Annotated in this window: 16 protein-coding genes; all 16 read left to right on the top strand. The window is 45.6% G+C overall.

Features of this window, described 5'->3' with window-relative positions:
* Nucleotides 1-3 precede the first annotated feature (3 nt).
* The 16 genes from murE (at nucleotide 4) to carB (ending at nucleotide 23275) form a co-directional block, all read left to right on the top strand.
* Nucleotides 4-1488, top strand: a complete 1485-nt coding sequence (gene murE, locus AB4167_RS10255; RefSeq protein ID WP_017059282.1) for a UDP-N-acetylmuramoyl-L-alanyl-D-glutamate--2,6-diaminopimelate ligase — start codon at nucleotides 4-6, stop codon at nucleotides 1486-1488.
* Nucleotides 1488-2861: a UDP-N-acetylmuramoyl-tripeptide--D-alanyl-D-alanine ligase gene (gene murF, locus AB4167_RS10250; RefSeq protein WP_017070828.1), complete on the top strand. Its 1374-nt coding sequence runs from the start codon at nucleotides 1488-1490 to the stop codon at nucleotides 2859-2861. The genes murE and murF overlap by 1 nt, the downstream gene beginning before the upstream one ends.
* Entirely contained in the window at nucleotides 2858-3940 is a 1083-nt protein-coding gene (gene mraY / locus AB4167_RS10245; protein ID WP_008223690.1) for a phospho-N-acetylmuramoyl-pentapeptide-transferase, read from the top strand. Before murF ends, mraY begins: the two co-directional genes overlap by 4 nt.
* A gap of 58 nt (nucleotides 3941-3998) precedes the next feature.
* Nucleotides 3999-5315, top strand: a complete 1317-nt coding sequence (gene murD / locus AB4167_RS10240; RefSeq protein WP_372136490.1) for a UDP-N-acetylmuramoyl-L-alanine--D-glutamate ligase — start codon at nucleotides 3999-4001, stop codon at nucleotides 5313-5315.
* Between the two features lie 22 nt (nucleotides 5316-5337).
* Entirely contained in the window at nucleotides 5338-6534 is a 1197-nt protein-coding gene (ftsW, locus tag AB4167_RS10235) for a cell division protein FtsW (protein ID WP_065584711.1), read from the top strand.
* Nucleotides 6535-6546: 12 nt separating this feature from the next.
* Nucleotides 6547-7608: an undecaprenyldiphospho-muramoylpentapeptide beta-N-acetylglucosaminyltransferase gene (gene murG, locus AB4167_RS10230; protein WP_017062898.1), complete on the top strand. Its 1062-nt coding sequence runs from the start codon at nucleotides 6547-6549 to the stop codon at nucleotides 7606-7608.
* A gap of 13 nt (nucleotides 7609-7621) precedes the next feature.
* A complete protein-coding gene (gene murC / locus AB4167_RS10225; RefSeq protein WP_372136489.1) occupies nucleotides 7622-9082 on the top strand; it encodes a UDP-N-acetylmuramate--L-alanine ligase in 1461 nt (486 codons plus the stop codon).
* 278 nt (nucleotides 9083-9360) lie between these two features.
* On the top strand, nucleotides 9361-10053 hold the full coding sequence (locus AB4167_RS10220; RefSeq protein ID WP_004729846.1) for a cell division protein FtsQ/DivIB: 693 nt from the start codon (nucleotides 9361-9363) through the stop codon (nucleotides 10051-10053).
* Nucleotides 10046-11314 (top strand): cell division protein FtsA, encoded by a 1269-nt coding sequence (gene ftsA, locus AB4167_RS10215; RefSeq protein ID WP_010434747.1) that lies wholly within the window; start codon nucleotides 10046-10048, stop codon nucleotides 11312-11314. The genes AB4167_RS10220 and ftsA overlap by 8 nt, the downstream gene beginning before the upstream one ends.
* A 31-nt stretch (nucleotides 11315-11345) precedes the next feature.
* On the top strand, nucleotides 11346-12575 hold the full coding sequence (ftsZ, locus tag AB4167_RS10210) for a cell division protein FtsZ (protein ID WP_017059291.1): 1230 nt from the start codon (nucleotides 11346-11348) through the stop codon (nucleotides 12573-12575).
* Between the two features lie 96 nt (nucleotides 12576-12671).
* Nucleotides 12672-13589, top strand: a complete 918-nt coding sequence (gene lpxC, locus AB4167_RS10205; RefSeq protein WP_010434751.1) for a UDP-3-O-acyl-N-acetylglucosamine deacetylase — start codon at nucleotides 12672-12674, stop codon at nucleotides 13587-13589.
* Between the two features lie 390 nt (nucleotides 13590-13979).
* On the top strand, nucleotides 13980-16706 hold the full coding sequence (secA, locus tag AB4167_RS10200; protein WP_372136488.1) for a preprotein translocase subunit SecA: 2727 nt from the start codon (nucleotides 13980-13982) through the stop codon (nucleotides 16704-16706).
* A 348-nt stretch (nucleotides 16707-17054) separates the two neighbouring features.
* On the top strand, nucleotides 17055-17453 hold the full coding sequence (mutT, locus tag AB4167_RS10195) for an 8-oxo-dGTP diphosphatase MutT (protein WP_017062897.1): 399 nt from the start codon (nucleotides 17055-17057) through the stop codon (nucleotides 17451-17453).
* 92 nt (nucleotides 17454-17545) lie between these two features.
* Nucleotides 17546-18370, top strand: coding sequence for a 4-hydroxy-tetrahydrodipicolinate reductase (gene dapB / locus AB4167_RS10190; protein ID WP_020628676.1), 825 nt, complete (start codon nucleotides 17546-17548; stop codon nucleotides 18368-18370).
* Nucleotides 18371-18873: 503 nt separating this feature from the next.
* The gene (carA, locus tag AB4167_RS10185) at nucleotides 18874-20028 is read left to right on the top strand and encodes a glutamine-hydrolyzing carbamoyl-phosphate synthase small subunit (protein WP_102319697.1); all 1155 of its coding nucleotides are present in this window, start codon (nucleotides 18874-18876) and stop codon (nucleotides 20026-20028) included.
* A 16-nt stretch (nucleotides 20029-20044) separates the two neighbouring features.
* Complete coding sequence (gene carB, locus AB4167_RS10180) at nucleotides 20045-23275, top strand: carbamoyl-phosphate synthase large subunit (RefSeq protein ID WP_017059294.1); 3231 nt, start codon at nucleotides 20045-20047, stop codon at nucleotides 23273-23275.
* The last annotated feature ends 90 nt before the right edge of the window (nucleotides 23276-23365 follow it).

Raw genomic sequence — 23365 nt, 5'->3', positions numbered from 1 at the left:
AATATGAGTAATAGCCTCACGCTGTCATCTTTACTTTCTCCTTGGGGTGACTTTAGTTCACCTGAGCTGGATGCGATTGCCGTTGAACAGTTGGAGTTGGATAGTCGTGCCATCAAAGACGGCGATATTTTTGTTGCTGTAGTTGGGCATGCTGTTGATGGCCGTCGTTTCATTGACAAAGCAGTCTCACAGGGAGCCAATGCCGTTATCGCACAAGCTGATGCTGAAAAGGCCCATGGTCTGATTGAGTGGTTGGATGCTGTTCCGGTTGTTTACATTAAAGACCTTAACTTGGTGTTATCTGAGTTGGCCGGTCGTGTTTACTCGTCTCAGGCGACTAAGCTGATTGGTGTTACCGGCACCAATGGCAAAACCACTATCACCCAATTGATTGCTCAGTGGCTAGATTTAGTCGGCCAACGCTCTGCGGTAATGGGCACCACGGGTAACGGTTTTCTAGACAACCTTAAAACGGCGGCGAATACGACCGGTAGTGCGATTGAAATACAACGTACGCTGAGTGAGTTGGCTGAAGAAAACGCTGTTTATACCGCGATGGAAATCTCGTCTCATGGTTTGGTTCAAGGCCGAGTTAAGGCATTGGATTTTGAGGCTGGTGTATTTACTAACTTGAGCCGTGACCACTTGGATTACCACGGCACGATGCAAGAGTACGCTCTGGCTAAGAAGAGCTTGTTTACTCAGCATAAGTGTAAGCACGCTGTGATTAATGTTGATGATGAAGTCGGTAAAGCTTGGATGGCTGATCTGTCCAATGCAGTAGCTGTGTCATTGCTTCCGTTATCGGGCTACCAGCAGTCAGTATGGGCATCGGATGTTGCTTATGCAGAGACGGGTATCAAACTCGCTTTTGATGGTAGCTGGGGGCAGGGACAACTGTCTGTTCCTTTAATTGGCCAGTTCAACGCATCAAATGTATTGGTTGCTTTCGCGACCCTACTTGTACTAGGCATCGACAAGCAAACCTTGATCGACACAGCACCTCAATTGCAACCTGTGATTGGCCGTATGGAATTGTTCCAAGTACCAAACAAAGCGAAAGTGGTTGTCGACTACGCGCATACACCTGACGCATTAGAGAAAGCATTGGCAGCACTACGTGTACATTGCTCTGGAAAGCTATGGGCAATCTTTGGCTGCGGTGGTGATCGAGATACAGGCAAGCGCCCTATGATGGCGGTTACCGCAGAGCAGTTCGCCGATAACATTATTATTTCAGATGACAACCCTCGCAGTGAAGACCCGGCATTGATTGTTAAAGACATGCTGGCAGGTTTAAGTGAGCCTGAAGTCGCCTTTGTTGAACACGATCGCTTTCAGGCGGTTAAGTTTGCTCTAGAGCAGGCGGGTAATAACGACATTATTCTTCTGGCAGGTAAAGGCCATGAGGATTACCAAGTATTGAAAGACAAAACGATCCACTATTCGGATCGAGAGTCAGCACTACAACTTTTAGGTATTTCATAATGATTGATGTATCACTCGAGCAGATCTGCTCAGCGGTGTACGGTCAGCTGATAGAGGCTGGCAAATCGAGCAATAGTTTGATCAATGCGGTTTCTACCGATACTCGCACCGTTGAAGAAGGTGCACTGTTTGTTGCTCTTGTAGGTGAACGTTTTGATGCGCATGATTTTTGTGGTCAGGCTGTTGAGGCCAATGCGAGTGCGTTATTAGTTCAACGAAAACTTGACCTAAATATTACTCAAGTTGTTGTTGAAGACACTAAACTTGCTTTAGGTCAGCTAAGTGCTTGGATCCACAAACAATGTAACGTGCCAACCATGGCGATAACAGGAAGCTGTGGCAAAACGACTGTCAAAGAGATGGTCGCGAGTATTCTACAACAACGTGGCAAAGTGCTGTTTACAGCGGGTAACTTCAATAATGATATTGGAGTACCACTAACCTTGCTGCGCAGTGAACCCAATGACGACTATGCCGTGATAGAACTGGGCGCGAACCACATTGGTGAAATTGCCTATACCACGCAGCTTGTGAAACCACAGGTGGCCTTAGTGAATAACGTTGCTGCCGCGCATCTAGAGGGCTTTGGCTCAATTGATGGTGTTAAACAAGCGAAAGGCGAAATTTTTCAGGGGCTTGCTGCTGGTGATACTGCTATTGTTAACCTAGAGAGCAATGGTGGTGACTTCTGGAAAGATGTGCTTGCAGACAAAAACGTACTGACCTTTTCTGAAAGTGATGACACGGCGGATTACTTTTCGACGAATATTCGCATCAACGAGCAGGGTGAAGCTTGCTTTGATATGCAGACCCCGCAAGGCGCTATCGATGTCGAACTTGGCATTATTGGTCAGCACAATGTAGCAAACGCATTAGCGGCAGCTGCACTGAGCATTCAATTCGGTGCCACGCTTGCAGAAATAAAAAGCGGTTTAGCGAATCTTATCTCAGTTAAAGGCCGAGTTGAGGTTCAACAATTAAGTCAGAATATCAAGCTGATAGATGACAGTTACAACGCCAGCGTACCGGCAATGAAGGCGGCAGCTAAATTGTTGTCGAGCTTCAAAGGTCAGCGTTGGTTGATTTTAGGCAATATGGCTGAATTAGGCGATGAAAGCCTTGCACTTCACCGTCAAGTCGGTGAATATGCTGCCCCATTCGCTTTTGAGCATGTACTCACTTACGGTGATGATACCAAGGTGATTAGTGAAGTGTGTAACGGCACTCACTTTGCAACGCATGAAGCGATGATCGCGCACATAGAGCAGCACTTGAGCTTGCCAGAAAACGCGCCACATACCTTGTTGGTAAAAGGCGCCAATAGTGCAGGAATGAGTAAAATAGCCGCTGCTTTAAAGGAGAACTTTTCATGATAATTTGGCTTGCAGAGCTACTACAGCCACACTTTTCTTTTTTCCGTTTGTTCGAATACTTATCGTTTCGTGCAATCGCGAGCATTTTGACGGCTTTATGTCTGTCGCTGTGGATGGGACCTCGTTTAATTGAGCGTCTGCAAATGCTGCAAATTGGCCAAGTTGTTCGTAATGACGGCCCAGAATCTCACTTCAGTAAGCGTGGTACACCAACCATGGGTGGTGTGATGATCCTTGCTGCGATCATCATTACGGTCTTACTTTGGGCTGACTTATCAAACCCTTACGTTTGGGCCGTACTTGTCGTGCTAGGCGGTTACGGTGCAGTTGGTTTTGTTGATGATTATCGTAAAGTCGTTCGTAAGAACACTGATGGCTTGATTGCGCGTTGGAAGTACTTCTGGCAATCGGCTATTGCATTGGTTGTGGCGTTTGCTCTGTATGCTCATGGGCAAGACACTGCTGCGACACAATTAGTGGTGCCTTTCTTTAAAGATGTGATGCCACAACTTGGTTTACTGTACATTGTTCTAACTTACTTTGTTATTGTGGGTACCAGTAACGCGGTAAACCTAACTGATGGCCTAGATGGCTTGGCGATTATGCCAACGGTTATGGTTGCTGCGGGTTTTGCTGTTATCGCTTGGGCGACAGGTAACGTTAACTTTGCAGCATACCTACACATTCCATACATCCCATACACCTCTGAACTGGTGGTGGTATGTACTGCTATCGTTGGTGCAGGCCTTGGCTTCCTATGGTTTAACACTTACCCAGCACAAGTATTCATGGGCGATGTTGGCTCTCTAGCACTGGGTGGTGCGTTAGGTGTGATTGCGGTACTCGTTCGTCAAGAGTTGGTACTAGTGATCATGGGGGGGGTGTTTGTAATGGAGACCTTGTCAGTAATCCTGCAGGTGGGCTCTTACAAATTACGTGGCCAGCGTATTTTCCGTATGGCACCGATTCACCACCACTATGAGCTGAAAGGCTGGCCAGAACCGCGTGTTATCGTGCGCTTTTGGATCATCTCAATGGTATTGGTACTGATTGGCCTAGCGACACTGAAAGTTCGTTAATCCTATGCGAGCCTCTGTATTAGAGGCTCTTTAAAACTATTAAGAGCATCTTGTTTAAATGGAACGTTGGCAAAATATTCAAAATGTAGTGGTTGTGGGGCTCGGTATTACCGGGCTCTCTGTCGTTAAACATCTCGTAAAATATCAACCTCATACGCATGTGAAGGTCATTGATACGCGAGATCTACCGCCAGGAAAGGAATCTTTGCCTGAGTCGGTAGAGCTGCATTCTGGAAGCTGGAATGGCCAATGGCTAGCTGAGGCTAATCTGGTGGTTGCTAACCCAGGCATTGCTTTAGCGACGCCTGAAATTCAAGATGTGATTCAAGCGGGTACGCCTGTCGTTGGCGACATCGAGCTGTTTGGTTGGGCTGTAGATAAGCCTGTTGTGGCGATTACTGGTTCAAACGGTAAGAGTACCGTGACTGATCTGACTGGTGTGCTTGCTAAGGCTGCAGGGCTTAATGTTGGCGTTGGCGGCAATATTGGCATTCCTGCCCTAGACCTTCTAGAACTTGATGCAGATTTATATGTCCTTGAACTTTCGAGTTTTCAGCTAGAAACTACATCGAATTTAAAGCTTGCCGCTGCGGCATTCTTAAATCTGTCTGAAGATCATATGGATCGCTATCAAGGCATGGCTGATTACCGTGAGGCCAAGTTAAGAATCTTTAATAACGCGCAGTGTGCGATTGTTAATCGTGAAGACAAAGATACTTACCCTGACCAGACAATGCCATTGTTGACTTTTGGCCTAGATAACCAAGAGTTTGGTGTATCAATGATTGATAGTACTGAGTGGCTAGTCGATCACGGTAAACCTGTCCTTGCTACCCAAGATTTAACATTGGTTGGACGTCACAATGTGGCGAATGCGTTAGTCTCACTTGCACTATTGAAGCAAGTTGGTATCGACTACAGCAAAAGTCTTGAGGCTTTGAAGGCCTATAACGGTTTGACGCATCGTTGCCAAGTCGTGGCTGACAAGCGCGAAATCAAATGGGTTAATGACTCCAAAGCAACGAATGTAGCCAGCACATTGGCAGCCCTGTCTGGGTTGGAGTATCAAGGTACGTTATATCTTTTGGTTGGCGGCGTTGGTAAAGGTGCTGACTTTAGTGAGCTTGAACCCGTATTGGCGCAACTTGAGCGTGTTCAGCTGTGTTGTTTCGGTGAAGATGCAGAGCAATTCATGCCTCTGCACCCATCGGCACAAAAGTTCGATACCATGCAGCAGATAATCGAATCTATCTCGCCACAGCTGGTGGCTGGAGATATGGTGATGCTGTCTCCGGCGTGCGCAAGCTTCGATCAATTTAATAATTTCATGGCAAGAGGTGATGCGTTCACTGAGCTTGCTCATGAGTATGCTTAACGTGTTGAAGGACTAACATTCAGTGCAAAGAGTCAAAGAGATTAATCAATCCATCTGGCAGTGGCTAAACCGTGCTACTCCCGAGGCGCTTTACGATCGTCAATTGGTGTGGATTGCTCTTGGGCTAATGCTGACAGGTTTGGTGATGGTGACGTCTGCTTCGTTCCCCATCAGTGCTCGTTTAACCGATCAGCCGTTTCACTTTATGTTCCGTCATGCCATCTTCCTTGTATTGGCGTTAGGTGTCTCTAGCGTCATATTGCAAATCCCGATGCAACGCTGGTTTCAATACAGTATGTATCTACTGGGCTTGTCCTTCTTCTTGCTGATTGTGGTATTAGCCGTCGGTAAGTCGGTTAACGGCGCATCGCGTTGGATCCCATTAGGGCTATTTAACTTACAACCCGCTGAAGTCGCCAAGTTATCGCTGTTTATCTTTATGGCGGGCTACTTGGTTCGGAAGCAAGATGAAGTGAGAAAAACCTTCTTCGGTGGTTTTGGTAAACCGATCATGGTATTCGGCGCTTTTGCCGTGCTGCTGCTAGGCCAGCCCGATTTAGGTACTGTGGTCGTAATGCTAGTGACCCTGTTCGGCATGCTATTCATTGCTGGTGCCAAGCTTTCACAGTTTATCGCCTTGATGGTGGCAGGTATTGCCGCGGTCGTCGGTTTGATTGTTATAGAACCTTATCGTGTTCGACGTGTTACCTCATTCTGGGAACCTTGGAACGACCCGTTCGGCAGTGGTTACCAGTTAACTCAGTCATTGATGGCGTTTGGCCGTGGTGATTGGATGGGGCAAGGGCTTGGTAACTCGATTCAAAAACTCGAATACTTACCAGAAGCGCATACCGATTTTGTATTTGCTGTGTTGGCTGAAGAGCTTGGCTTTGTCGGTGTTACCTTAGTATTAATGTTGATCTTCAGCTTGGTGTTAAAAGCCATTCTGATAGGTAAAAAAGCCTTTGAACACGATCAAGTGTTCAGCGGCTATCTGGCTTTTGGTATTGGTATTTGGTTTGCGTTTCAGACGCTTGTTAACGTAGGTGCTGCATCTGGCATCGTTCCGACCAAAGGTCTAACCCTACCGCTAATCAGTTATGGTGGTTCGAGTTTAATTGTTATGTCTGTGGCAGTATCAATGCTGCTGCGCATTGACCACGAATGCCGAATGCAACAAAAAGAACAAGCTGATAGTCAAAACGAATTAGTAGAATAAGAATCTAACGTGATGAAACAAAACAAAAAACTTTTAGTGATGGCTGGTGGTACTGGCGGTCACGTTTTCCCAGGGTTAGCAGTAGCGAAAAAGCTTCAGCAACAAGGTTGGGAAATTCGCTGGTTAGGCACAGCAGACAGAATGGAAGCGGATTTAGTGCCAAAGCATGGCATTGAAATCGACTTCATCAAAGTGAAAGGCCTGCGTGGTCAAGGCATTAGCAAGTTAATTAAAGCGCCGTTCCAGATTATTAATGCCATACTTCAAGCAAGGCAACACATCAAAGCATGGCAGCCTGATGTGGTACTTGGTATGGGTGGCTACGTGAGTGGCCCGGGTGGTATCGCGGCATGGTTGTCTGGCATTCCAGTGGTTCTCCATGAACAAAATGCAGTGGCAGGTTTAACCAACCAATGGCTGTCTAAGATTGCTAAAAAGGTTTTCCAAGCTTTCCCTGGTGCGTTTCCTACTGCAGAAGTGGTGGGTAACCCAGTACGCGAAGATGTGGTTGCCTTAGCTGAACCCGAGCAACGCATGGCTGAGCGTGATGGTGACATCCGCATCTTGGTTATGGGCGGCAGTCAGGGCGCAAAAATCCTAAACGATACCTTGCCAGTAACGATGGCGCAGCTTGGTGAAGGCTTCACTGTGATGCACCAAGCGGGTAAGAACAATCAACAACAAGTTATTGAGCAATACAAATCACATTCTGTTGGTAATGTTCAAGTGACTGAATTTATTGATGATGTGGCGCAAGCTTATGAGTGGGCAGATCTATTAGTGTGTCGCTCAGGTGCATTAACCGTATCAGAAGTGTCTGCGGCAGGTGTCGGTTCTATCTTCGTTCCGTTTATGCACAAAGACAGACAACAAGCGTTGAATGCCGACCATTTAGTTGAATGTGGCGCAGCGTTAATGATTGAACAGCCTCAACTAACGGCTGATAAGCTAGCGAACACTATCGCGCAGCTTGATAGAAATGAATTAAAAATGATGGCAACAAAAGCTCGTCAAGCCGCCAAGCTTGATGCTGATGTGACCGTCGCTGAAGCGATTAAAGCTTTAGCAAAATAATGAGATTGAATTGATGACGATTGAACATACCCAAGACTTAGCGCAAATCCGTGCAATGGTGCCAGAGATGCGCCGTGTTAAATCTATCCACTTCATTGGTATTGGTGGTGCCGGAATGAGCGGGATTGCTGAAGTCTTGCTAAATGAAGGCTACCAGATCACGGGTTCTGATATTGCTCAAAACCCAGTGACTGATCGTTTAGTTAGCAAGGGTGCGACCGTTTATATCGGTCACCAAGCGAGTAACGTTGCCGACGCAAGTGTGGTGGTTGTTTCAACCGCTATCAACGAAGAAAACCCAGAAATTATTGCAGCTCGTGAAGCGCGCACACCGATCGTTCGTCGTGCAGAAATGCTGGCTGAGCTGATGCGTTTTCGTCACGGTATTGCTGTGGCAGGTACGCACGGTAAAACAACCACGACTGCGCTAGTGACACAGATTTACTCGGAAGCCGGCCTAGATCCAACCTTCGTAAACGGTGGTTTGGTTAAAAGTGCTGGCACTAACGCACGTTTAGGTTCAAGCCGTATTCTTATCGCTGAAGCCGATGAGAGTGATGCTTCATTTTTACATCTGCAACCTATGGTTAGTATCGTAACTAACATTGAAGCGGATCATATGGATACCTACGGCGGCGATTTCGAAACGCTAAAGCAGACATTTATCGATTTCCTACACAACCTGCCGTTCTACGGCCAGGCTGTGATGTGTGTAGATGATCCTGTTGTACGTGAACTTATCCCTCAGGTGAGCCGCCAAGTGATTACTTACGGCTTCTCTGAAGACGCAGATATTCGTATTGAAAACTACGTACAAGAAGGTCAACAAGGCAAGTTTACGGTTGTACGTGAAGGTAAAGCTAACTTAGATATCACGTTGAACATTCCAGGTCGCCACAACGCATTGAATGCATCGGCTGCGATTACTGTTGCAACAGAAGATGACATCAGCGATGAAGCGATTCTCAAAGCGATGGCGGGAACGGAAGGCACGGGTCGCCGTTTCGATCACCTAGGTGAGTATGAAACAGGTAAAGGCGTTGCAATGCTGGTCGATGATTACGGTCATCACCCAACCGAAGTTGATGTGACGATTCAAGCTGCTCGTAGTGGCTGGACTGATAAACGTCTTGTTATGATCTTCCAACCGCACCGTTATAGCCGTACTCGCGATCTGTATGATGATTTCGCGAACGTTCTTGAGCAGGTTGATGTCCTAATTCTGTTAGATGTTTATTCTGCAGGTGAGAAACCTATTGCAGGGGCTGACGGACGTTCATTAAGTCGAACTATTCGTGGGCGTGGTAAGATAGACCCAATCTTTGTTGCCGATATCAACGCACTGCCATCGGCTTTAGCCAACGTAATTCAAGGCGGTGACCTTGTTTTAACGCAGGGTGCAGGCGATGTTGGTCGAGTAGCGAAGCAGTTGGAATCGTTACAGTTAGACATTAATAAAATGCAGAACGCGTAACAGAATACTGTCTACAGACTGTGGTCAATCGCTCACTTCTTGCGATTGACCTAAAATTGACCAAAAATCTTATTATCAACGTTTGATAGTTTGATTTTGCTCAGTATAATTCATAGGTTAAAGTAAGTGCTTTTACCTCTATTACGAAGATAGGGAATAGAATTGCGAACCAACGACAGGGAATGCGGGCTTTGGTAGAAAGTACTTTTAGCGAAAACCGCCACCTATTCAGTTTACCGTCGCTCAAGAAACACGCCTTAGGCGGGTCTTTTTTTGTCATGGTATTGCTATTCATTGGGTTTCTTTTCTATACCACACTAACTTGGATGTGGGACGATCAGCGATTGCCTCTCTCCAAAATAGTACTTCAAGGCGACTTAACTTACGTAACTGCTGGTGATGTTCAACATGCCTTTGGCGAGCTAGAGCATATTGGAACGTTCATGTCGCAAGACATCGGTGTGTTGCAAGACAGTTTAGAAGCGTTACCTTGGGTTTCAGTGGTGTCCATTCGTAAGCAGTGGCCAGACACAATAAAAGTATTTTTGACTGAGTATCATGCAGCAGCAATCTGGAACGGTAACATGCTGTTAAATGATAATGGTCAGGTGTTTAATGGTGATATCGGTCTTTTGAAGGGCGATAGAGTCAAGCTTTACGGCCCAGACGGCACCAGCCAAAAAGTGATAGAAAAGTGGCGACAAATAACTCCTTTGATTAACAATCTAGGGTTAACCGTTACCTCGCTCGTTCTCAATGAGCGTCGCGCTTGGCAAATAATCCTAGATAACGGTATCCGTTTAGAACTAGGTAAAGATTCTTTAGATGAGCGTGTTGAACGCTTCATTTCGCTTTACAACGAACTTGGTAGTAAAGCGAATCAAGTGAGCTACATCGACCTCAGGTATGATACGGGAGCCGCTGTAGGCTGGTTTCCAGAGCAAGAGTTAGAAGAGAGCACAGATGACTAAGACCGCAGATGACAACATAATCGTTGGTCTTGATATAGGCACTGCGACCATATCAGCTCTAGTTGGTGAAATATTGCCTGATGGTCAAATCAATATCATTGGTTCAGGGCAAAGCCCATCCAGAGGTATGGATAAAGGTGGTGTAAACGACCTAGAGTCGGTAGTTAAGTCGGTTCAGCGAGCTATTGATCAAGCAGAGTTGATGGCGGAATGCCAAATCAGCAATGTATTTATCTCGCTATCGGGTAAACATATCGCAAGCCGAATTGAAAAAGGCATGGGCACTATCTCTGATGAAGAGGTGTCTCAAGACGATATGGATCGAGCGATCCATACCGCGAAATCAATTAAAATAGGTGATGAGCAGAGAATTCTGCACGTGATCCCACAAGAATTTACCATTGATTATCAAGAAGGGATTAAGAACCCACTTGGCTTATCTGGTGTTCGAATGGAAGTCAGTGTTCACCTAATTTCTTGCCATAGCGACATGGCGAGAAACATTATTAAAGCTGTTGAACGATGTGGTCTCACAGTAGAACAAATCGTGTTTTCAGGACTTGCCTCAAGCAATGCGGTAATTACTGAAGACGAGAGAGAGCTTGGAGTATGTGTTGTCGATATCGGTGCGGGTACAATGGATATTTCCATTTGGACTGGCGGCGCACTTCGACACACAGAAGTCTTTTCCTACGCAGGAAATGCAGTAACCAGTGATATTGCCTTCGCCTTCGGCACGCCAGTGAGCGATGCTGAAGAGATAAAAGTAAACCATGGTTGCGCTCTGAGTGAACTCGTAAGCAAGGATGACTCTGTTAACGTCCCAAGTGTTGGTGGTCGCCCATCGAGAAGTTTGCAACGACAAACTTTGTCGGAAGTGATTGAACCACGTTACACTGAACTTATGGGTCTCGTTAACCAAACTATTGATACGGTTCAATTACAGCTACGAGATGAAGGTATTAAACACCACCTTGCAGCTGGCGTCGTTCTCACTGGTGGAGCGGCACAAATTGACGGATTGGTAGAGTGTGCGGAACGTGTTTTCCGCAATCAAGTTCGAGTTGGTAAGCCGTTAGAAGTTAGTGGCTTAACTGACTATGTTAAAGAGCCGTATCATTCTACGGCGGTTGGTTTACTTCATTATGCAAGAGATTGTCAGATCAGTGATGAAGGTGATTACAGCGAACCTAAGCGTTCAGCACCTTCTATGTCTGGTTTATTTGGCAAATTGCGTAATTGGATACAAAAAGAGTTTTAACCTGAGTTGCAGGAAAAAACGGAGATAACACATGTTTGAACCGATGATGGAAATGTCTGACGATGCAGTAATTAAAGTCGTTGGAGTTGGTGGCGGTGGCGGTAACGCTGTTGAGCACATGGTACGTGAATCAATCGAAGGCGTAGAATTCATCAGTGTTAACACTGATGCACAAGCACTTCGTAAAACAAGCGTGAGCAGCGTGATCCAAATTGGTGGTGATATCACTAAAGGTTTGGGCGCTGGTGCAAACCCACAAGTAGGCCGTGATGCAGCTCTCGAAGATCGAGAAAGAATTAAAGAAGTTCTAACTGGCGCCGATATGGTATTTATCGCAGCTGGTATGGGCGGTGGGACTGGTACAGGTGCTGCTCCAGTTATTGCTGAAGTTGCGAAAGAGTTGGGTGTGCTGACGGTTGCTGTTGTAACTAAGCCATTTAGCTTTGAAGGCAAAAAGCGTTTAGCGTTTGCTGAGCAAGGTATTGAAGAGCTTTCTAAACATGTGGATTCATTAATTACGATTCCAAATGAAAAGCTACTTAAAGTACTTGGCCGCGGCGTAACTCTGCTAGAAGCTTTCGCAAGTGCAAATGATGTACTTAAAAACGCTGTACAAGGTATCGCTGAGCTAATTACTCGCCCTGGTATGATTAACGTCGATTTCGCGGATGTTCGCACCGTAATGTCTGAGATGGGTCATGCAATGATGGGTAGCGGTATCGCAAAAGGTGAAGACCGTGCTGAAGAAGCTGCTGAAACAGCAATTTCTAGCCCACTACTAGAAGACATCGACCTAGCTGGCGCGCGTGGCGTTCTTGTGAACATCACTGCAGGCCTAGATATGCGTCTAGATGAGTTCGAAACAGTAGGTAATACAGTTAAGGCATTCGCATCTGATAATGCAACAGTTGTGATTGGTACTTCTCTAGACCCTGATATGACAGATGAAATCCGCGTAACTGTTGTTGCAACAGGTATCGGCACAGAGAAAAAACCAGACATTACATTAGTTGCTGGTGGTAAAGCTAAGGTTGCACCAACTCCTCAACCACAGGTAGCGGCTCAAACTGCACCAAAAGTGGAAGAGAAAGTGGCACAACCATTGCAAGAAAAAACTGAGGTTAAACCTCAAGTTAAGCCGCAACCAACAACGTCACCTGTTTCTTCAGGTACAGGCGCTAGCCAAAGTGCAGCACCTAAGGCTGAGAAAGAGAGTGGATACTTAGATATTCCAGCATTCTTACGACGTCAGGCTGATTAACAAATACCCAAAATTTGACTATCGTCGAATTAATGGTAAAATTCGCGGTCGGTAAATACTGACCGTGATTTGTAGCACTGATAACGAGGCAAGCAGATGATCAGACAACGTACTCTGAAAGAAATTGTGAAAACAACTGGTGTGGGTCTCCACTCTGGTCGTAAAGTCACACTTACTCTTCGCCCGGCAGCTGCAAATACAGGTATTGTTTATCGTCGTACAGATGTAAATCCACCTGTAGATTTCCCAGCTGATCCAGCGTCAGTTCGTGACACTATGCTATGTACAGCTCTTGTTAATGACGAAGGCGTACGTATCTCTACAGTGGAACACCTTAACGCAGCTTTAGCGGGTATGGGCATCGACAACATTATTGTTGAAGTAGATGCTCCTGAAATCCCAATTATGGATGGTAGCGCAAGCCCATTCGTATACTTGCTACAGCAAGCGGGTGTAGAAACACTGAATGCAGCGAAGCGTTTTATTCGTATCAAAAAGCCTATCCGTTTTGAAGATGGCGATAAGTGGGCAGAGTTTGTTCCATTTAACGGCTTCCGTATGGACTTTGAGATCGACTTTAACCACCCTGCAATTGAATCTGATGAGCAACGTTTGTTGTTTGATTTCTCTTCACAAGGTTTTGTGAAAGAAATCTCTCGCGCTCGTACTTTCGGCTTCATGCGCGACATTGAGTATCTACAATCTCAAAACCTAGTACTTGGTGGTAGCTTTGATAATGCTATCGTACTTGACGAATACCGAATTCTTAATGAAGAGGGTCTACGTTTTGACAATGAGTTCGTAACTCATAAAGTACTAGATGCGATTGGTGACTTGTACATGTGTGGACACGCTATTATTGGTGAGTTTCGTGCATACAAATCAGGTCACGGCCTAAACAACCAACTACTACGTGCAGTACTTGCTGACGCAGAAGCTTGGGAATGGGCAACATTCGAAGAAGAAGTAGGCTCTCCTGTTGCATTTGCTGAACCAGGAATGGTTCTAGCGTAATTGTTGTTTACAGCAATATAAGATTTCGAAAACCAGGTCATTGACCTGGTTTTTTTGTATCTATTTTCCAGATACAGTGTCGTCAACATCCGAAAGTTGTCTCCCAATGAGCTGCAGTCTGGCTAATCCATCAGCAATTAGAAAGAAAAGTTCCAAGCACATCAAACAAATGGGGTTATAAATGGTTGTTGGTGTGAAAATTACTTACACTAAAGGGCATTAATTTTAACTCAAGCCTTGAAAACTCTACTCTCAAGTACAATATCAAAGATACTAGATTTATCTCAGTATCCTTGGTTAGTAACTGAAGACTAGTTCATAGCTAGTAGAGACACTGACGGCATTTAAAATAGATCGCGGACGATCTGAGAACGAAGAGATTCCAAGCACATGATTACTAAGCTGCTGACAAAGGTAATTGGCAGTCGCAATGACAGAACACTGCGCCGCCTTAGAAAAATTGTAAAAGAAATTAATAACTTCGAACCAACGTTTGAAGCACTTTCAGACGAAGAACTAAAAGCAAAAACGGTTGAATTTCGTGAGCGCTTAGATAAAGGTGAATCGCTAGACCAACTTCTACCTGAAGCATTTGCTACGGTACGTGAAGCGTCTAAGCGTGTTTACGGCATGCGTCACTTTGACGTGCAAATGATTGGTGGCATGGTTCTAAATGCTGGCCAAATTGCAGAAATGCGTACTGGTGAAGGTAAGACTCTTACAGCAACCCTACCAGCTTATCTTAACGCCCTACCTAGCAAAGGTGTTCACGTAGTAACGGTGAACGACTACCTAGCGAAGCGTGATGCGGAAACAAACCGCCCATTATTTGAATTCCTTGGTATGACTGTTGGCGTAAACGTGCCAAACATGGCTCCACCAGAGAAGAAAGAAGCGTACCAAGCGGATATCCTATACGGAACAAACAACGAGTTTGGCTTCGATTACCTACGTGACAACATGGCTTTCCGTGCTGAAGATCGTGTTCAACGTGAGCGCTTCTTTGCTGTTGTCGATGAGGTTGACTCAATCTTAATCGATGAAGCTCGTACTCCACTTATTATCTCTGGCCCAGCTGAAGATAGTTCAGATCTTTACACGCGTATTAACACGTTGATCCCTAACCTTGAGCGCCAAGATAAAGAAGATTCTGAAGAGTACCGTGGTGAAGGTCACTACACCATGGACGAGAAATCGAAACAGGTTCACCTGACTGAAAACGGTCAAGAATTTGTAGAAGAGCTAATGGTCAAAAACGGCCTGATGGAAGAGGGTGACACGCTTTACTCTCCAACTAATATCAGCCTATTGCACCATGTTAATGCAGCGCTGCGTGCACACGTACTGTTTGAGAAAGACGTCGACTACATCGTTACTGAAGAAGGCGAAGTGGTTATCGTTGATGAACATACTGGTCGTACTATGCCAGGTCGTCGTTGGTCTGAAGGTTTACACCAAGCTGTTGAAGCTAAAGAAGGTGTGAAGATTCAGAATGAAAACCAGACGCTAGCATCGATTACATTCCAGAACTTCTTCCGTCTATACGAAAAACTGTCAGGTATGACAGGTACAGCCGATACAGAAGCTTTCGAATTTCAGTCTATCTACGGCCTAGAAACAGTGGTTATCCCAACCAACAAGCCTATGGTTCGTAACGATATGCCAGATGTGGTTTATCGTACCGAAGAAGACAAGTTCAATGCGATCATTGAAGACATCAAAGACCGTGTAGCTGCTGGTCAGCCATCATTGGTTGGTACGGTTTCTATCGAGAAGTCTGAACTACTGTCTAACGCACTGAAAAAAGCAAAAATTAAGCACAGCGTTCTAAATGCTAAATTCCACGAAATGGAAGCAGAGATCGTTGCACAAGCTGGTATGCCGAGTGCGGTAACTATCGCAACTAACATGGCTGGTCGTGGTACCGATATCGTATTAGGTGGTAGCTGGCAGGCACAAGTTGAGAAGCTAGAGAATCCAACCAAAGAGCAGTTCGAGAAGATCAAAGCTGACTGGAGAGTAATCCACGATAAAGTGCTTGAGTCAGGTGGTCTGCACATCATTGGTACTGAGCGTCATGAATCTCGCCGTATCGACAACCAGCTACGTGGTCGTTCTGGTCGTCAAGGTGATGCGGGTTCTTCTCGTTTCTACCTATCAATGGAAGATTCTCTGCTACGTATCTTCACATCGGATCGTATGGCTGGTCTTATCCAAAGTGGTATGGACGAAGGCGAAGCGATCGAATCTAAGATGCTTTCTCGCTCAATTGAAAAAGCACAACGTAAAGTTGAAGGTCGTAACTTCGATATTCGTAAGCAGCTTCTTGAGTACGATGATGTAGCCAATGACCAACGTAAAGTGGTTTATGAGCTTCGTGATGAACTGATGAGCTCTGACGATATCAGCGAGATGATCGAACACAACCGTGAAGATGTATTGGCATCAGTGATTGATGAATACATCGCACCTCAGTCTCTTGAAGATATGTGGGATATCGCGGGTCTGCAAGATCGTCTGAAGAATGACTTCGATCTAGACTTTGATATTCAAGGTTGGTTAGACGAAGACGACAAGCTTTATGAAGAAGCATTGCGTGAGCGTATTCTTGCTATGGCGGTTGATTCGTACAAACAGAAAGAAGAAGTGGTTGGTGCTCAAGTACTGCGTAACTTCGAGAAATCTGTGATGCTACAAACGCTAGACGGCCTTTGGAAAGAGCACTTGGCTGCGATGGATCACCTTCGTCAAGGTATCCACTTACGTGGTTATGCTCAGAAGAACCCGAAACAAGAGTACAAGCGCGAGTCGTTTGAACTGTTTGAAGGCCTACTAGATGTACTGAAAACAGACGTTGTTACCATCCTTTCTAAAGTGCGCGTTCAGCAACAAGAAGAAGTTGAAAAGATGGAAGCTCAACGTCAAGCTCAAGCTGAAGAAGCGGCGCGTCGTGCACAAGCGCAACATGCAACAGCTGAAAACCAGCTAGCTGACGATGAAGCTGAAGCGGCATCTCCACAAACGGTAGTGCGTGACGAGCGTAAAGTTGGCCGTAACGAGCCATGCCCATGTGGTAGCGGTAAGAAGTACAAGCAGTGTCACGGTAAAATCGCGTAAGTTTAATGAATCGTTGCTGTAGCGCATGATAGCTGCGTTGGTGGTACTCACTTACAGTCGTAAGCTCCGTACCACCGCCTTGCTCTCATACACTACAACTTAGCTTCATAAAACTGACAAATAGAATATAAAGAGTCGCTTAGGCGGCTCTTTTTGTATGTAAATTTCATGGCTTACTTTGTTACGCAAGGAAGTTGTCATTCCCTATAGCGAGGAGTGAGCGTAGTAGGGAATCTTGTTTAGTTAGGCTCGCGTAGTTTTAGATCCCCAACTCAGTCGTTCCTCTTTCTTGAGGATGACGTATTTAGGGACTATGTGAGTTCAGCGTTTTATTAAGGAACACCATCAATGAAAAGAATCCATATCGTAGCGGGTATTATCTTCAATCAAGATAAGTCACAGGTCTTTATCACTAAGCGTCCAGATGACAAGCACAAAGGTGGCTTCTGGGAATTTCCAGGTGGCAAGGTTGAAGAGGGCGAAACTATTGAGCAAGCGATGACTCGCGAGCTTGATGAAGAGGTCGGTATCAAGGTGACCGAGCAGTCTCTGTTTGAGCATCTTGAATTTGATTACACCGATAAGTCACTTAAGTTCGATTTCATTCTCGTGACTGATTTTGAAGAGCAGCCTTATGGTAAAGAAGGTCAGCAAGGTGAATGGGTAAGCCTAGAATCATTGAATCAATACGCCTTCCCAGAGGCAAATGTGCCAATTTTAGAGCGAGTAATAAAAGAGTTTTCGTAATTGCTAGCCTGAGTTTGAGATTGTTGTTAGTTTAAAGAGATTAATCGATTGAACGTTGCTGCAAGAGATAAGTGGCAACGGTAACCAAAACAATGGAGATATTCGCAGTGGTAAGAATTGCAATTGCAGGAGCAGCGGGCCGCATGGGCCGCAACTTGGTGAAAGCCGCTCATCATAATTCAGAAGCAAGTGTTGGAGCTGGTTCAGAGCGTCCAGAGTCATCTTTGGTCGGCGTAGATGTCGGCGAGTTATGCGGTGAAGGTCGTTTTGATGTTGCTTTAGTCGATGATTTGTCTAAAGCCATCGAAGAGTTTGATGTGATTGTCGATTTTACTGCCCCTGTTAGCACATTAGCGAATATTGAACTTTGTAAACGTCACGGTAAAAAACTGATCATCGGTACAACGGGCTTCTCTGAAGAAGAGAAGCAGGTGATTGATGCTGCTTCAAAAGAGATGGCTATCGTAATGGCACCTAACTACAGCGTTGGTGTGAACCTGGTCTTTAAGCTGCTAGAGAAGGCCGCTAAAGTGATGGGCGATTACTGTGATGTCGAGATCGTTGAGGCTCATCACCGTCATAAAGTCGATGCACCGTCAGGTACTGCGATTGGTATGGGCGAAGCTATTGCGGGTGCTATGGGCAACGAGCTGAACGATGTAGCTGTATGGTCACGCGAGGGTATTACTGGCGAGCGCACTAAAGATGAGATTGGTTTCGCGACGATTCGTGCCGGTGACATTATTGGTGAACACACCGCTATGTTTGCTGATATCGGTGAACGAGTGGAAATTACCCATAAAGCCACTGATCGAATGACCTTTGCTAATGGCGCAATCAAGGCCGCGGTTTGGTTAAATGATAAACCAGCAGGCTTTTATACCATGACGGATGTGCTTGGTTTGAATGACCTATAAATAGATATTTATGCGCTGGCAATTGCCGGCGCTTTCTTTATTTGGTGCCTTTTCCTTAGTAATCTCACTTCTCCGATCTTCCTTCTACTTTCTTCTTATCGCCTTTTTGACTCCATTTCTATGCTGTTTATGTGGTCTTTAGTGTGTTTTTTGTTTTAGATCTTTAAATTGTCATGTTTTCTCTTGGTATTTATCGATTGCGTTTTGTTGCTGATATTTTTATCACTCTATGGTTGGCTAAAATGAGGGGTGAAAATTAGAAAATCGTAATATTCGAGCTAAATGCGTATGAAAGTTGAACTTTTGGAGCTTTGAGGGGGTAAATTGAATTAGTCCTTACAAATGTTTAATTTCTTTTGAGTTAAATGTTGACACGTATCACGCAGATCACTAAAATACCGCCAATTTGTCTAATTTCCATAAACACGCAGTTTTTGGTGTTGCAGGAAGGTAGATTTGCAAATTAAATCAATTTTAATGCATTTTTATTTCTGGAGGTTGTCTTGAAGAAGTCAGCACTACTCGTCCTAGAAGATGGGACAGTATTTCACGGTGAAGCCATTGGCGCTGTAGGTTCTGCAGTTGGTGAAGTCGTTTTTAATACCTCGATGACGGGGTACCAAGAAATCCTCACTGATCCTTCCTATTCTCAACAAATCGTTACCCTTACTTACCCTCACATTGGCAATACCGGAACCAATTCCGAAGACGAAGAATCTTCTTCAATCCACGCTCAAGGCCTTGTGATTCGCGATCTCCCTCTAATCGCTTCTAACTTCCGTAATGAACAATCCCTTTCTGATTACCTTAAGTCGCAAAACGTTGTTGGTATCGCTGATATTGATACTCGTAAGTTGACGCGTATTCTTCGTGAAAAAGGCGCACAGAACGGTTGTATTGTAGCTGGCTCTTCAGTAAACGACGGAAACCTAGACGAAGCTCTAGCTCTTGCTAAAGCAAAAGAATTCCCTGGCCTGAAAGGTATGGACCTTGCGAAAGAAGTTACAACAAAAGAAGCGTATCAATGGAAACAAGGTTCGTGGACGCTTACGGGTGGACTTCCTGAAGCGAAATCAGACTCAGAATTGCCATACCACGTTGTTGCTTATGACTTCGGTGCAAAACGAAACATCCTACGAATGCTTGTTGACCGCGGCTGCCGCCTAACGGTTGTTCCTGCTGAGACTTCAGCTGAAGAAGTACTTGCTCTGAACCCAGACGGTGTTTTCCTTTCAAATGGCCCTGGTGACCCAGAACCATGTACTTACGCAATTGAAGCGACAAAAGTGTTCCTAGAAAAAGGCTTACCAATCTTCGGTATCTGTCTAGGTCACCAGATTCTTGCTCTTGCGTCAGGCGCTAAGACAGTGAAGATGAAGTTTGGTCACCACGGCGCAAACCACCCGGTTAAAGATTTAGATCGTGATGTTGTGATGATTACTTCGCAAAACCACGGCTTTGCTGCTGACGAAGAAACCCTTCCAGAGACACTACGTGCAACGCACAAATCACTATTTGATGGTTCTCTACAAGGTATTCACCGTACAGACAAACCAGCATTCAGCTTCCAAGGTCACCCTGAAGCAAGCCCAGGTCCAGAAGACGCAGCGCCGTTATTCGACCACTTTATTGAACTAATCAAACAGCACACAGCGTAATTCGGAGTAGTAGACAATGCCAAAACGTACTGACATTAAAAGTATTCTTATTCTAGGTGCTGGCCCGATCGTTATCGGCCAAGCATGTGAGTTCGATTACTCTGGTGCTCAAGCTTGTAAAGCGCTTCGCGAAGAAGGTTACCGAGTTATTCTTGTAAACTCGAACCCAGCGACAATCATGACTGACCCAGACATGGCAGATGCAACTTACATCGAGCCTATCCAATGGGAAGTTGTGCGTAACATCATCGCTAAAGAGAAGCCTGATGCAGTTCTACCTACTATGGGTGGCCAAACTGCATTGAACTGTGCTCTAGACCTAGAAAAGCACGGCGTTCTTGAAGAGTTCGGTGTTGAAATGATTGGTGCAACGGCTGACGCTATCGATAAAGCAGAAGACCGTTCACGCTTCGATAAAGCAATGAAAGCAATTGGCCTTGAGTGTCCAACTGCTGATACAGCGAAAACGATGGAAGAAGCTTACAAAGTTTTAGACATGGTTGGCTTCCCTTGTATCATTCGTCCATCGTTCACGATGGGTGGTACTGGTGGCGGTATCGCTTACAACAAAGAAGAATTTGAAGAAATCTGTCGTCGTGGTTTGGATCTATCTCCAACTAATGAACTTCTTATCGATGAATCACTTATCGGTTGGAAAGAGTACGAGATGGAAGTGGTTCGTGACAAAAACGACAACTGCATCATCGTATGTGCGATTGAAAACTTCGACCCAATGGGTATTCACACAGGTGACTCAATCACTGTGGCTCCAGCTCAAACGCTGACAGATAAAGAATACCAACTAATGCGTAACGCATCTCTAGCAGTACTGCGTGAGATTGGTGTTGAAACAGGTGGTTCAAACGTACAGTTTGGTATCAACCCGAAAGATGGCCGTATGGTTATCATCGAGATGAACCCACGTGTATCTCGCTCTTCTGCACTAGCTTCTAAAGCAACAGGTTTCCCAATCGCTAAGATTGCAGCGAAACTGGCTGTTGGCTTCACGCTAGACGAGCTAATGAATGACATCACTGGCGGCGCAACTCCAGCATCATTCGAACCAACAATCGACTACGTAGTAACTAAGATTCCTCGTTTTAACTTCGAGAAGTTTGCAGGTGCTAACGACCGCCTAACGACGCAAATGAAGTCGGTTGGTGAAGTTATGGCTATCGGCCGTAACCAACAAGAATCTCTACAAAAAGCACTTCGCGGCCTAGAAGTTGGCGCGACTGGTTTTGACGAAATGGTAGACCTAGACGCACCAGATGCTCTAACGACTATCCGTCACGAACTTAAAGAAGCTGGCGCAGAGCGTATTTGGTACATCGCTGACGCATTCCGTGCTGGTATGTCGGTAGATGGTGTATTCAACCTAACGCAAATCGACCGTTGGTTCCTAGTTCAAATCGAAGACATCGTTAAGCTAGAGCAAGAACTTAAAGCGAAAGGCTTTGCTGGTCTAAATAAAGACGAGCTAAACAAGCTTAAGCGTAAAGGTTTTGCTGATGCGCGCCTATCTAAGATTCTAGGTGTAGCGGAAAGCGAAATCCGTCGTCTACGTGACCAATACGATATCCACCCGGTATACAAGCGTGTAGATACGTGTGCAGCTGAGTTCTCTTCAGATACGGCTTACATGTACTCATCTTACGATGACGAGTGTGAAGCAAACCCAACAGACAAAGAAAAAATCATGATTCTAGGCGGCGGTCCAAACCGTATCGGCCAAGGCATTGAATTTGACTACTGTTGTGTACACGCATCACTAGCGCTACGTGAAGATGGCTACGAAACTATCATGGTTAACTGTAACCCTGAGACAGTTTCTACAGACTACGATACGTCTGACCGTCTGTACTTCGAACCAGTAACTCTGGAAGACGTACTAGCAATCGCTCGTGTTGAGAAGCCAAAAGGCGTTATCGTTCAGTACGGTGGTCAAACGCCACTTAAACTGGCACGTGCTCTTGAAGCTGCTGGCGTACCAATCATCGGTACTAGCCCAGACGCAATCGACCGTGCAGAAGACCGTGAGCGTTTCCAAGTTGCTGTAGACCGTCTAGGCCTACTTCAACCAGAAAACGCGACAGTAACAACAATGGAGCAAGCGGTAGAGAAATCTCGTGAAATCGGCTTCCCACTGGTTGTACGTCCTTCTTACGTACTTGGTGGTCGTGCGATGGAAATCGTATACGACGAGCAAGACCTACGTCGCTACTTCAACGAAGCAGTTAGCGTATCAAACGAATCTCCAGTACTACTTGATAGCTTCCTAGATGACGCTGTTGAAGTAGACGTAGATGCGATTTGTGACGGTGAGCGCGTTGTAATCGGCGGTATTATGGAGCACATCGAGCAAGCGGGTGTTCACTCTGGTGACTCAGCATGTTCTCTTCCTGCATACACGCTAAGCCAAGAAATCCAAGACGTAATGCGCGAGCAAGTTGAAAAGCTAGCGTTCGAGTTGGGTGTTCGTGGTCTGATGAACACGCAGTTTGCTGTTAAGAACAATGAAGTGTACCTAATCGAGGTTAACCCTCGTGCAGCACGTACGGTTCCATTCGTATCTAAAGCAACTGGTGCGCCAATCGCTAAGATTGCCGCTCGTGTAATGGCGGGTCAATCTCTAGAGTCTCAAGGCTTTACGAAAGAAATCATCCCACCTTACTACTCAGTGAAAGAAGTTGTACTTCCATTCAACAAGTTCCCTGGTGTTGACCCACTGTTAGGCCCAGAAATGCGCTCTACTGGTGAAGTTATGGGTGTTGGTGCGACGTTCGCAGAAGCATACTCTAAAGCTGAATTGGGTTGTGGTAACATCTACCCAGAAGGCGGTCGTGCACTTCTTTCTGTTCGCGAAGGCGACAAAGAGCGTGTTGTTGACCTAGCATCTAAGCTATCTAAGCTTGGTTACCAGCTAGACGCAACTCACGGTACTGCGGTTATCCTTGGCGAAGCGGGCATCAACCCACGTCTAGTAAACAAGGTACACGAAGGTCGTCCTCACATTCTTGACCGTATCAAGAACAACGAGTACACGTACATCGTGAACACTGCAGCTGGCCGTCAAGCGATTGAAGATTCTAAAGTTCTTCGTCGTGGTGCACTTGCTGAGAAAGTTAACTACACGACTACGCTAAACGCTGCATTCGCGACTTGTATGGCGCACACTGCAGACGCGAAAACGTCAGTAACTTCAGTTCAAGAGCTACACGCTCAGGTTAAAGCTTCTCAAGCTTAATCGCCTAAAGTGTATCGCTGATATGCGGATATAAATGCTCAAAGCCCACTCCTCGGAGTGGGCTTTTTTATGGTGCGCCGAGCATGGCGT

The sequence above is a fragment of the Vibrio sp. 10N.286.49.E11 genome, from assembly GCF_041469505.1.
GTDB classification, from domain to species: domain Bacteria; phylum Pseudomonadota; class Gammaproteobacteria; order Enterobacterales; family Vibrionaceae; genus Vibrio; species Vibrio crassostreae_C.
The sequence above is the reverse complement of the archived record's forward strand: the minus strand, read 5'-3'. Positions and strand labels throughout refer to the sequence as shown.